The following is an 11814-nucleotide window of genomic DNA, read 5'->3' on the forward strand; positions in this document are numbered from 1 at the left end:
GATTATGCGCTTCTGTCACTTTATCGTGTTCGAGAATACGGTGCCGGGCCAACGCATGGCGCCGGAGGATGCAGGTGAGATCCGAAAGATCGTGGCAGATACACCCGCTTTGCGTCGCGCCAATATTTATACACCTGAGAGCGCGCAAGACATTTACAATCATGAGGACGCTTCGCCGCAGCTCAGCCTGCAGCTCTATTTCGACGAGCTCGCGCATCTGGAAGCAGCCATCGCGCGGGACGGCCATCTGCAGGCTCTTGTCCGGGATTGGCCGAGCCTGGCCGGCGCAACTGTGACACAACAGGCCATGGCGCTTCGGCGGTTCCCGGTTGATGATCCAGTGGTGCAGGCCGAGGCGGACGGACAACCGTGCAGCTATGTCGTGCATTACTCCGGGCAGGCGGAGAACCTCAACGCCTGGTTTACCCATTATGTCACGCATCATCCGCAGATCATGCGCCGTTTTCCCGGCATTCGGGAGATCGAGGTGCTGTCGCGTATCGACTGGTGCGACGCCTTGCCCTGGCAACGGGTCCATCACATCCAGCGCAACCGCGTGATGTTCGATAGCCCGGGGGCCTTGACGGCGGCGCTGCAATCGCCCGTGCGGCATGAGCTTCGCGCCGACTATTATCAGTTCCCGAAATATGAGGGCGGCAACGCCCATTATCCGATGGCGACCGACATCATCCGGGCCGGATAAGCGAGGCTGAGCCATGTGGGCCATTCTTTATGACCGCTACGGACCGCCTGATGTCATGCGGCTGGCAGAGCAGCCCGATCCCACGCCGGAGGAGGGGGAGGTTCTTGTGCGTCTGCAGACATCCGGTGTTGCGCCCTTTGACGCGAAGCTGCGTGCCGGCCGGCTACAACAGCATTTCACCCTGAACTTTCCCAGCACACCGGGCCGTGATGGTGCCGGGCATGTGATGGCGCTTGGGACTGGCGTGACGGGTTGTGCCATTGGCGATCGCGTCTGTGTGCTCGCGCCGCGTGAAGGCGGCACGGCGGCGACCTTGATCGCCTGTCAGCGAGCGGCGGTCGTGCCGGCTCCGCCCGGGCTCACCCCGGAGGAAGCGGGCGCCCTGATGCAGCCGGGCTTGAGCGCTTGGATCGCTATCGAAACAGCAGCGATAGCCCCCGGCATGCGTGTTCTCGTCCACGGCGGGGCTGGTGCCGTGGGCGGCCTGATGGTGCAACTGCTGCGTCATCGCGGCGCGATCGTGACCGCAACCTGCCGCGCGACCAACCGTGACTATGTCGTGGCGCTGGGAGCACAGCGTGCGATTGCCTATGATACGGAGGATTTTACGCGGATTGATCGGCAGGATGTCGTGTTCGACCTGATTGGCGGTGACGTCCATGCGCGGTCGTATGACGTGCTGCGCAATGAAGGACAAATGGTCTATCTGGTCGCCGCGCCATTCGAACAACGGAGCGAGCGGGGGATTACGGTCAGGCGCGCGATGGTCACGGATCGCCCGGATGCAATCGCGGCCGTTGCCGAGTTGGCCCATGAGGGCGTGTGGCGCCCCGGCGTGGCAGCGACCCTGCCGCTGGCGGAGATCGGGGAAGCGCACAGGCGCATCGAAGCCGGTGAGGTGACCCGCGGGCGAATCGTCCTGACGATCTGATGCCCTTGTTGCTTCTCCCGTCGGCAAGACGCTCAATTCTGCACAAGCTGTCGGCAAAAATATGTGAAATCATATTTCGGGCTTGACGGGCGGCGGCTCTAGTGAATTATTTTAAGTCTATAGTTTCTTGAGGGTAACCCTCGCGTCGTCGAAAGCAGGCGGCTTTCGTTTGGCGTTACATACACTTCCAGACAATGCCTAGCCTCTTTCATCGGGAGAGGCGCGACCTCATGAAGGAACGCGCGATGAGCTTTCAGTCCGACCGTCGTCGTCTTCTCGGCCTTGGCGCTGGCATGGCCGCCCTCGGTGCGCTTGGGGTTCCACGCTCCGTTCTTGCGCAGGCGGCGTCGAGTGGAGAACTCGCGATCGCCTATCCGGCCGATGTGCCGACATGGGATCCGAATGCGCGCACGTTCCCGGCGGGCTTTTCCCTTTACCTGACCGTCTTCGACCAGCCCCTGCGGCAGAGCCCCACACTGGAAGTTTTGCCGGGGCTCGTCACCAAATGGGGCTATGTGGACGACAAGGGGCTCGCGCTCGGGCTTGACCTGCGCGCCGACGCGGTCTTTCACGACGGTACGCCATTTACGGCGGACGACATACGCTACACCTATTTCGAGCGCCCGCGTGCGCCGGTGGCGGAAGGACAGCGCAAGCTCGACACCGCGTTCATCTGGAGAAAAGTGCGGGATATCGAAGTGGTCTCGCCAACCCGGGCGATTATGCATTTCAGTGAGCCGATGCCGACGGCGATTTCCTGGCTGCATTTCCTGGCGAGTTTCGTCGTTCCAAAGCAGGCGCTGGAAACGATGGGCGTCGACGCATTCACCAAGAAGCCGGTGGGTTCGGGACCCTATAAGGTCGTGGAATACCAGCAAGGTGCCCGTATGGTGCTGGAAGCCCATGACCGCTACTGGGGCGGCAAGCCACCCATTGGCCGGGTGACGATTGACATCGTCCGCGACCAGAACGCGCGCACGGCCGCCATTGAATCGCGGCGCGCGACGATGTCGATCGACGTGCCGATCCGCGAGGCTGAGCGGCTGGGCAAGGTGCCGGGTTTGGCCACGACGATCGATCCGATCACCGACATCACCATCCTGCAGGTCTCGAAGAGCGGCGGTTTCGCCGACCAGAAGGTGCGCCTTGCCGCCCACCACGCCATCAACAAGGCTGCTTTGTCGAAAGCTTTCTTCGGCGGTGCAGCGGTTCCGATTTCCGTGCCGGCCGCGAAGGGCACGCCCGGCTATCCCGAGGACTATGAATTCGCTTTTTCCGAGGACAAGGCAAAGGCGCTTCTGAAAGAGGCGGGTTTCGGGCCGGACAAGCCGGTGGCGATCACGCTGTCCACCACCAACGGCGTCAATCCCGGCGACTTCGACGTCGCCCGCGCCATCGTGCAGATGTGGAAGAAGATCGGCATCAATGCCGAACTCGAGACGATCGAACTGTCGACTTACCAGGAGCGACTGCGCGCGGGCGCATTGAAGGAAGCGACCCTTTACAGCTGGGGCAACACGGCCGGTGATCCGGAATTCTATGCCGGCTACCTCCTGGACCCCAAGTCGATTTTCTCCGCATTCAAATCGGACGACCTTGGGCAGATGATCCATCCGCTGCTGGTGGAGGTGGATGAGGCCAAACGCGTCGCGGGCTACAAGGCCGTCAATCGTTTTGCCGCCGAACAGGGTTATACGATCCCGCTTTACCAAAGCGTCAAGACAATTGCCCACACGGATAAGGTCTCGATTAAGAAATACGCGAATGGTTTGACCTTGCCCAGCACCTACACATTGAAGGGATAATTCGCGATCGGCGGACATTGGACGTTTTTTTGATCGAGGTGCTGCATTCATGGGCAGAATAGCCCTCGAACTCATAGTGCGCCGGATTGTACTGGCGATACCGATACTGATCTGCGTATCCGCGCTGATTTTCATCCTGTTGCGTCTGGTGCCTGCCGACCCGGTGGCCATGTCGTTGCCACCGGGATCCTCGCAGGCCGATTATGAGGCGATGAAGCGGGCGCTTGGTCTCGATCGCAGTATTCCGGAGCAATACTGGATCTGGGTCTCGTCGCTGCTGCGGGGAGACTTCGGCACATCGGTCTTTTTCCGCCGACCGGTGATGGAACTCGTATCTACGGCTCTGCCGGCCACGGTCGAGCTGGTGGCCTTCAGCCTCATCGTCGGCACCTTGCTCGGCGTCGGCGGCGGCATGCTCATGTTCGCATGGCGCGGAACGGCCGGGGAGCAGGTGCTCGATCTCGGCACGACAGCCATCATGGCCATCCCGGAATTCCTGTGGGCGATCCTGCTCATTCTTTTTCTCGGTGTGACCGTGCCGTTCCTCCCCTTCATCGGCCGCCTCGATCCGGCGGTGTCGCTGCCGCCGCCGGTCACGGGCTTCCTGCTGTTCGACAGCCTGATCACCGGGCGTATCGATGTGTTGGGCAGTGCGCTCACCCACATGGTTCTACCAGTGATCGCGCTGTCAATCGGCCTTGCGCCGCTCATCATGCGTGTGCTGCGCTCCTCGCTCATCGAGACGATCATGGAGGACTACATCACCCAGGCGCGCCTGCGCGGGCTGACGGAGCGCCAGATCATCCTTCATCATGCCCTAAAGAACGCCGCGTTGCCGACAATCAGCCTCATCGGCGTCCAGGGCGGCTTCATGTTCGGGGGGACCGTGCTGGTCGAGATGATTTTCGCCTATCCCGGCCTTGGCAACCTGATGGTTGATGCCGTGCGCAATCACGACCTGCCCGTCGTCCAAGTCGTTGGTTTGGTCTATTGCGTGCTGGTGCTGGCCATCAATGCCATCGTGGACGTCATCTATCTCGCGGCCAATCCGCGATTGAGGGTGGCATGACGCCTCAAGGTCGCCAGGCGCTGCAGCGCTGTCTGCGCAGTTCACGTATTCTTGTGGGCGGCAGTATTCTCCTCGTCATCATCATCGCTTCGCTGGGTGCGCCCGTCTTCGCGCCCCATGATCCACAGGAGCAGGACCTCATCAACACGCTGCTGCCGCCCTTGTGGCAGGCGGGCGGCGATCCAGCTTATCCGCTGGGCACCGACGGGCTTGGGCGCTGTATCCTGTCGCGCGTGCTCTATGGCGGCCGGGTCGCCCTCTATGTGGCCTCGTTGTCTTCGATGGGCGCCATGCTGCTCGGCACGTTCCTCGCTCTCCTCGCCGGCTATTTTCGGGGCCCGGTCGACTGGCTGATCAGCCGTGTCGTCGAGATCTGGATGGCCTTTCCGCCGGTCATTCTCACGCTGCTGCTGCTGCTCGCGCTCGGCGCGGGTGTCAACAAGGTGGTGCTTGCCATCGTCCTGATCGACTGGACCCGCTTCTGCCGGGTCATCCGCTCGGACGTGATGGTGGTGGCGCGCAGGGACTATGTCGCGGCCGCTCGCCTCGTCGGCTTCTCCCATGTCAGGACGCTCCTGCGCGAGGTTCTGCCGGCCGTTGCCCCACTCGTCCTGACGATGCTGAGCCTGGAGGCGGGCATCGCGGTCGTCGTCGAGGCCATCATGTCCTTCGTCGGCCTGTCCGTCGAACCCGACGTGCCGGCGTGGGGCGTCATGCTCGCGGATGCGCGCTCCACCATGAATCAGGCACCCTTCGGCGTGGTGGTTCCCGTGCTCGCGATCTTCCTGACCATCCTGTCGTTCAACCTGCTGGGCGACGGCCTGCGCCGGGCGCTCGATCCACGCCTCGTCACCAGCCGCGGAAGGGCCTGACCATCATGGCTGATGTGTTACGGGCCAAGGGGCTGACAGTCTCCTCCTCGGGTGGCATCGCCGTTCTCCGGGACATCAGCTTTGGCGTGGCGCGCGGAGAGATCATCGGGCTCGTCGGTGAATCGGGCGCCGGCAAGAGCATGCTCGGCCGGGTGATCGCGGCCAACCTGCCGGGCGGCTTCCGCGTTTCGGAAGGTTCGCTCGACTTCGGCGGTAGCGATCTGACGCGGATCACCGGCGAGCAACGCCGCCAGCTGCTGGGGCGCGAGATCGCCTTCATCCCGCAGGAGCCGCTGACATCGCTCAATCCCGTGCTGACCATAGGCCAGCAATTCGCCGAGCACCTCGCGCGCATCGGCGGCTTGCCCCGCGGCGCCTATCGCGAGCACATCGTGCAGGCCCTCACCGACGTCCGCCTGCGCAATCCGGAGGAGCTGCTGCAGCGCTATCCCTTCCAGCTTTCGGGGGGGATGTGCCAGCGCGTGCTCATCGCCATGGCCTTTGCGGCGAAGCCTGCCCTCGTCATCGCCGACGAGCCGACCACCGCCCTCGACGTCTCGACCCAGGCGACCGTCGTGCAGATCATGCGCCGGCTGCAGCGGGAGCAAGGCACGGCCATGGTCTTCATCACCCATGACCTCAGGCTGGCCGCGCGCGTCTGCAACCGGATCGCCGTGCTCTATGCGGGGGAGGTGATCGAGGAAGGCCCGGCCGGGGAGGTCCTAGACGCCCCGCGCCATCCCTACACCCGCATATTGAAGGCGGCCAATCCGGCCCTCAGCGGCCCGCGCCATCGCCTGCGCACCCTGCCGGACCAGATGCCGACCGTGAGCGCCTTCGCGCGACTGCCCGGTTGCCGCTTCGCCACCCGTTGTCCGGTCGCCGACCCTGCCTGCGCGGACGCCGTGCCATCCTTGCGTGAAATCGCGCCGGCCCATTTCGTGCGCTGCAGTGACGGTTGCCGCGAGAAGGCGGAGGCCGTGATCGAAGCCGAGCCCATTCTTGTGCCGCCCGCCGGGGAAGAAGACGGCGAGCCCGTGCTCGTTCTCGACGGTCTCTTCAAGCATTATCCAGGCAAGGCTGACTGGCTCGGGCGGCGCAGGCCCGGAACGGACGCCGTGAAAAATGTCGGGCTGACGGTCCGGCGCGGCGAATTCATCGGGATCGTGGGCGAATCCGGATCCGGCAAGAGCACGCTCGCGCGGCTCATCATAGGCCTGGAGAAACCAACCGCCGGCCGCATCCTCGTCGAGGGTGAGGATGTCACGCTCGCCGATCGCAAGGCGCGCGAGCTGCGCCTCAACACCATGCAGATGGTTTTCCAGGATCCGCAATCCGCGCTCAATCCACGCCGCTCGATCGATCACATCGTGACCCAGGCCATGGAGCCCACAGGCGCGTCGCATGCCGAACGTCTCGAACGCGCGCGGTCGCTCCTGGCGGAGACCAAGCTTTCAGGCGAGCTGCTGGAGCGCTATCCCGCCCAGCTTTCGGGCGGCCAGAAGCAGCGGGTGAATATCGCGCGGGCGCTCTGTGTCACGCCAAATCTTCTCATCGCGGACGAGATCGTGTCGGGTCTTGACGTATCCGTCCAGGCGCAGATCCTCAACCTGCTGCTCGACCTGCGCGCCGCCCGCGATCTCAGCCTCATCCTGATCTCACACGATCTGGCCGTCGTGCGCTATCTCTGCTCGCGCGTCGTCATCATGCACCATGGCGTGGTGGTGGAGGAGGGTACCGTCGACGATGTCTTCGGCAACCCGCAGCATCCCTATACGCGCCAGTTGATCGCAGCGGTCCCCCCCGACGATCTCGATCAGCCATGGCCAGCGCCGGTCGCCGCCAAGCCCGGCGACGCCGAAGAGCTCCTGCTTCAGTCGAACGCGTAGAAGCCCTCCGCCTCGGCAATGGCCGGCGCCGCCTGGAGTGCCGCGATATCAGGCAGGGGCCGCGCGGTGCGACGGTCGCCCGTCAGATGCCGCTCGAGCGCGGCCGCGACGCCGAGGGTGAAGCGGTCGCCGCCGCGCGGGCCGATGACCTGCAGGCCGAAGGGCATGCCGTTGCCATCGAGGCCGACGGGCAGGGAAACCGCGGGATGTCCCGGCAGTGTCGCGGCATAAGCGCAGGCCAGCCAATGGTAATAGCTGCGCGTCGGGCGGCCGTTGATTTCGCGGGGATAGAGCTCCCGCCACGGCCGGGGGCTGATGGTGACGCTCGGCGCCAGGATGACGTCGTAGTCTTTGTAGAAGGCCTGCCAGCGACGATACATCGCCGTCTGGGCATTCATCGCCTCGGCCACGTCACGCGCGCTGTAGCCGTCTCCCTCGGCGATATTATCCTTGATATTAGGCCCGAGCTGATCGGGGTACTTGGCGGCGAGCGGACCGAACATGGCGAGCGCGGCGACCGCGCGCAGGACCGCGAAGACGTCGTCCGCCCCCGTGCAATCCGGGGTCGTGTCAGCCGCCTCGCGAAAGACCGAGCGAAACATCCCGGTTTTCTCCGCGAGCGTCGCAGCGACCTGATGCTCAGTGGGAGCGAAGCCGAAATCCGGCGTTATCGCCACACGCAATGTCGAAAGATCGATCTCCGGCAGGCTGGCATAATCTGCCGGGTTGCGCAGGGTTTCGCCGGGAACCACCGCCGACAGGGGGTCGCGGCTGTCCTCGCCCATCATCACGGACAACAATAACGCCGCGTCGCCGACGGTCCGCGCCATTGGCCCGTTGGTCGATACCTGGAGCCAGGCCGCGCCCCGCTTCTCGCTGGGGATAAGGCCAGGCGAAGGACGGAACCCCACGACACCGCAGAAGGCGGCCGGGTTGCGCAGCGAGCCGCCGGTGTCCGAGCCCGAGGCCAAGGGCACCATGCCGCAGGCGAGGGCAACCGCCGAACCGCCGGAGGAACCCGCCGCCGAACGTGTGGGATCGAAGGGGTTACCCGTCGCGCCGAAAACGGGATTACGCGTATTGCCACCCGCCGCCCATTCCGGAACATTCGTCTTGCCGACGACAATGCCGCCAGCCTGCCGGATGAGAGCGACGAAGCGCTCGTCGGCGGCCGGCACATTGTCCTTGAAAATCGGACTGCCGAAGGTCGTGCGTAGATCCCCGGTCTCGGATGTGTCCTTGATGCCGATGGGCAGGCCGTGCAGCGGTCCGAGCGGCTCCCCGCGTACGACGGCGGCCTCGGCCTCGCGAGCCGTCTGGCGTGCGCGCTCGAAATCGCGCGTGACCATCGCGTTGACCGCATGATCGATCGCTTCAATGCGCGCGATACAACTTTCGAGGAGCTCGACGGGTGAAAGTTGGCGTGTGCCTATAAGGCGGCGGGCCTCGATCGCGGAGAGATCACAAGGCTGCATGGGCTGTTCCTGCCTTCAAGAATCGCGGCCGTGCTGACCGCGTATAGTGGTGTGGATACTTGATTCCGTATGCGACGATCACACACGCTGCGTTGTTGGTGCAAGGTGGAGGAGACACAGGTATCTTGACCATCGACGGAGCTGTTTGCCGTTTATTCCCGCGCGATCACCGTTCACGTCCGCATTGTTGCAGCGAGCGTAAACGCCTGTCCCACTCCAGGCGATGATTGGACGTGGAGCTTAGACGTTGGGATGGGAAGTTCAAGGGGAACTTCAAGCTTGAAGCATTTACCTCGCAGCAATCTATGTTTATCCTAGGTGCCATCAAATCGGCTTTGATCAAATGACCAAACGCGCCTAGAGGGGCCCATTCTATGAGAAAGACAGGCATTACGACTGTGTTGCGGGCCGCGGCTTTTGCCGTTGTCGCCTCTCTCCCGGCCGCGAGCTGGGCGGCCGACCTGAAAATCGGCTTCAGTGCGCCGGCGACGACCCTCGATCCTCAGTTTCATAACGCCAGCCAGAACATCGCTGTATCGCGCAATATGTTCGACACGCTGGTCCAGATGGATCCCGACAGCCAGATTGTTCCGGCATTGGCTGAATCATGGCGTCTCGTTGACGACACGACCTGGGAATTCAAACTAAGGCCCGCGAAATTCAGCGATGGCTCGGCCGTGACCGCGGAAGACGTCGTCTGGTCGCTGGATCGACCCGCTACCATCCCCAATAGCCCTTCAAGCTTCACAATCTATACGCGCCCGGTTGTCGAGAAGAAGATCATCGATGAGCAAACGGTCCAGTTGAAGACGGCAGCGCCCTATCCGCTGCTTCTGGCGGATCTGACCAATGTCTTCATCGTCAGCAAGAAGGCGACGGAAGGCCTGACGTCCGACAAGTTTGTCACAGGGCAAGGGGTCGTCGGCAGCGGTCCCTATAAGTTCAAGTCTTATACGCCCGATGATCGGGTGATCATGACGGCGAACGAAAACTATTGGGGCGACAAACCCGCTTGGGACACGGTTGAGATACGCTTCCTGCCGAATGACAGCTCCAGGCTGAGCGCGCTCCTGTCAGGAGAGGTGGATGCCATCGAAAACATCCCGACGCCCGACCTTGAAGCCGTAAAAAACAACAAGAACCTCGTGGTCGGGGAGAAGATGTCGCATCGGCTCATCTTCCTTTTCCTCGATAGCGGCCGCGACGAGACCCCTGGCGTATCGGCCGCTGACGGTAGCCCCCTGAAGGCCAATCCTTTCAAGGACGTGCGCGTGCGCAAGGCCGTCAATCTCGCTATCGATCGCGAGGCGATCGCAAGCCGCCTGATGCAGGGACTTGCCTTCCCCACGAATAATATCGTGACCGAAACGATGCAGGGCTTTGTTCCCGGCATCAAGCCGTCGTACGATCCCGAACAGGCGAAGAAGCTTCTCGCCGAGGCCGGCTACGACAAGGGCTTCCGCCTGGTGCTCGCCTCACCGAACAACAGGCTGATCAACGACGCCAAGGTCGCGCAGGCTCTCGCGCAGATGCTGACCCGCGTCGGCATTCGCACGTCCGTCGATGCCGTGCCCTTCGCCGTCATCAACACGCGCGGCAACAAGGGCGAGTTCTCATCGGTCATGATGGGTTGGGGCGCGCAGACGGCTGAGGCGTCGTCGCCCATCCGCGCGATGATCGCCTGCACAAACAAGGAAAAGGGTTGGGGACCAGTCAATTGGGGCAATTACTGCAACCCGAATCTCGATGCCGTGACCGCAAAGGCGCTGAATACGATGGACGACGCGGCTCGCTCGAAGCTGCTTCAGGACGCGACCCAAATCGTGCATGATGACGTGGCCATCGTTCCGCTCTACTTCCAGGCGAATACTTGGGCCGCGAAGCCCGGCATCACCATCACGCCGCGCATGGACGAGCGCACGTCCGCGCTCATGTTCACGCCTGCCAAGTGATTGCCTGCCAAGTGATTGCCCGCCAAATGATCGCTTGCCAAATGATCGCTTGCCGGGTGATCGCTCACGAGGTGATCGCCGCCACTCGATTGACAAGACCGACCTGCCATGACGAGCGGCAGACAGGAGCTGTAGGACGATGCTGATATTCCTGACGCGCCGTCTAATCGGCGGCCTGCTCGTACTCTTCGTCACGGCAACGCTGGTCTTCTTCGCGGTCTTCGCCTTGGGGAATCCCGTCGATGTCATGGTGAGCCCGGACGCCGACCAGACGGAACGCGCGGCGGCAGTCGCGCGTCTTGGGTTGGACCGGCCTATTCTGGAGCAATACGCGAGTTTCCTCTGGAACGCCGTGAGGGGGGATCTCGGCAATTCCTTTGTTTACGGCAAGCCCGCGACCACGGTCATTCTTGAGCGGCTGCCGGTGACCCTTGAACTCGCCATAGTCGCCATGGCGATCGCTCTCGCCATAGGCATTCCGCTCGGTATCATCGCCGGGCTGAAACCTGCCAGCCTCAGCGGCAAGACCATCATGTCCGGGTCGATTCTCGGCTTCTCGCTTCCGAATTTCTGGATCGGCCTGATGCTGATCTCGATCTTCGCCGTGCAGCTGAAGTGGCTGCCGTCGGGCGGGCGAGGGCCGACGGTGGACGTCTTTGGCATTCCCCTGTCGATCCTCTCCCTGGAAGGGCTGAAATATCTCATATTGCCGGCCTTTACGCTCGCCCTTTACAAGACCTCCCTGATCATTCGCATCTGCGAGACAGGCACACGCAACGTCAACCGGCAGGATTACATGCGTACGGCGCGCGCCCGCGGCGTCCCGCCGGTCCGCATCGTGACCGTTCATCTTCTCAAGAATGTCATCATTCCCGTCATCACCGTGATGGGGCTCGAGTTCGGCGCCATGATCGCCTTCGCCGTGGCGGTCGAAACGGTGTTCTCCTATCCCGGCATGGGCAAGCTCCTGATCGATTCCATCAATCGGATCGACCGGCCGGTCATCGTCGCCTATCTCATGGTGACCTGCCTGATCTTCGTCACCGTCAATCTGATCGTGGACGGGCTCTATGCCGTCCTTGATCCGCGCGTGCGCTTCAGCGCATCGAAGGCTTGAG

Annotated in this window: 9 protein-coding genes; 8 read left to right on the plus strand and 1 reads right to left on the minus strand. The window is 62.9% G+C overall.

Annotated features, from left to right (window positions below; all coding sequences use genetic code 11):
* Positions 1-4: 4 nt before the first annotated feature.
* The 6 genes from KIO74_RS21945 to KIO74_RS21970 all read left to right on the plus strand — a co-directional run bounded on the left by KIO74_RS21945 (position 5) and on the right by KIO74_RS21970 (position 7269).
* On the plus strand, positions 5-703 hold the full coding sequence (locus tag KIO74_RS21945) for a hypothetical protein (protein WP_213336648.1): 699 nt from the start codon (positions 5-7) through the stop codon (positions 701-703).
* A 13-nt stretch (positions 704-716) separates the two neighbouring features.
* Positions 717-1634, plus strand: coding sequence for an NADP-dependent oxidoreductase (locus KIO74_RS21950; protein ID WP_213336650.1), 918 nt, complete (start codon positions 717-719; stop codon positions 1632-1634).
* Positions 1635-1879: 245 nt separating this feature from the next.
* A complete protein-coding gene (locus tag KIO74_RS21955; RefSeq protein WP_213336653.1) occupies positions 1880-3439 on the plus strand; it encodes an ABC transporter substrate-binding protein in 1560 nt (519 codons plus the stop codon).
* Between the two features lie 49 nt (positions 3440-3488).
* Positions 3489-4508, plus strand: a complete 1020-nt coding sequence (locus tag KIO74_RS21960) for an ABC transporter permease (RefSeq protein ID WP_213336656.1) — start codon at positions 3489-3491, stop codon at positions 4506-4508.
* Positions 4505-5380, plus strand: coding sequence for an ABC transporter permease (locus KIO74_RS21965; RefSeq protein WP_213336659.1), 876 nt, complete (start codon positions 4505-4507; stop codon positions 5378-5380). The genes KIO74_RS21960 and KIO74_RS21965 overlap by 4 nt, the downstream gene beginning before the upstream one ends.
* A gap of 5 nt (positions 5381-5385) precedes the next feature.
* Positions 5386-7269, plus strand: coding sequence for a dipeptide ABC transporter ATP-binding protein (locus KIO74_RS21970; protein WP_213336662.1), 1884 nt, complete (start codon positions 5386-5388; stop codon positions 7267-7269).
* On the opposite strand, the gene KIO74_RS21975 is transcribed toward KIO74_RS21970, so the two are convergent.
* Positions 7254-8744 carry an amidase gene (locus tag KIO74_RS21975; RefSeq protein ID WP_213336665.1) on the minus strand — a complete coding sequence of 497 codons (1491 nt, stop codon included), beginning with the start codon at positions 8742-8744 and terminating at the stop codon, positions 7254-7256. The genes KIO74_RS21970 and KIO74_RS21975 overlap by 16 nt on opposite strands.
* Positions 8745-9118: 374 nt before the next feature.
* On the opposite strand from KIO74_RS21975, the gene KIO74_RS21980 reads away from it, so the two are divergent.
* Positions 9119-10696 carry an ABC transporter substrate-binding protein gene (locus tag KIO74_RS21980; RefSeq protein WP_213336668.1) on the plus strand — a complete coding sequence of 526 codons (1578 nt, stop codon included), beginning with the start codon at positions 9119-9121 and terminating at the stop codon, positions 10694-10696.
* A 139-nt stretch (positions 10697-10835) separates the two neighbouring features.
* Positions 10836-11813 (plus strand): ABC transporter permease, encoded by a 978-nt coding sequence (locus KIO74_RS21985; protein ID WP_213336671.1) that lies wholly within the window; start codon positions 10836-10838, stop codon positions 11811-11813.
* Position 11814 lies beyond the last annotated feature (1 nt).

The sequence above is a fragment of the Chelatococcus sp. HY11 genome, from assembly GCF_018398335.1.
In the GTDB taxonomy this organism is placed as follows: Bacteria; Pseudomonadota; Alphaproteobacteria; order Rhizobiales; family Beijerinckiaceae; genus Chelatococcus.

Coding starts and splice junctions, on each gene's coding strand:
- KIO74_RS21945 (WP_213336648.1), top strand. CDS start 5: ATGCGCTTCTGTCACTTTATCGTGTTCGAGAATACGGTGCCGGGCCAA.
- KIO74_RS21950 (WP_213336650.1), top strand. CDS start 717: ATGTGGGCCATTCTTTATGACCGCTACGGACCGCCTGATGTCATGCGG.
- KIO74_RS21955 (WP_213336653.1), top strand. CDS start 1,880: ATGAGCTTTCAGTCCGACCGTCGTCGTCTTCTCGGCCTTGGCGCTGGC.
- KIO74_RS21960 (WP_213336656.1), top strand. CDS start 3,489: ATGGGCAGAATAGCCCTCGAACTCATAGTGCGCCGGATTGTACTGGCG.
- KIO74_RS21965 (WP_213336659.1), top strand. CDS start 4,505: ATGACGCCTCAAGGTCGCCAGGCGCTGCAGCGCTGTCTGCGCAGTTCA.
- KIO74_RS21970 (WP_213336662.1), top strand. CDS start 5,386: ATGGCTGATGTGTTACGGGCCAAGGGGCTGACAGTCTCCTCCTCGGGT.
- KIO74_RS21975 (WP_213336665.1), bottom strand. CDS start 8,744: ATGCAGCCTTGTGATCTCTCCGCGATCGAGGCCCGCCGCCTTATAGGC.
- KIO74_RS21980 (WP_213336668.1), top strand. CDS start 9,119: ATGAGAAAGACAGGCATTACGACTGTGTTGCGGGCCGCGGCTTTTGCC.
- KIO74_RS21985 (WP_213336671.1), top strand. CDS start 10,836: ATGCTGATATTCCTGACGCGCCGTCTAATCGGCGGCCTGCTCGTACTC.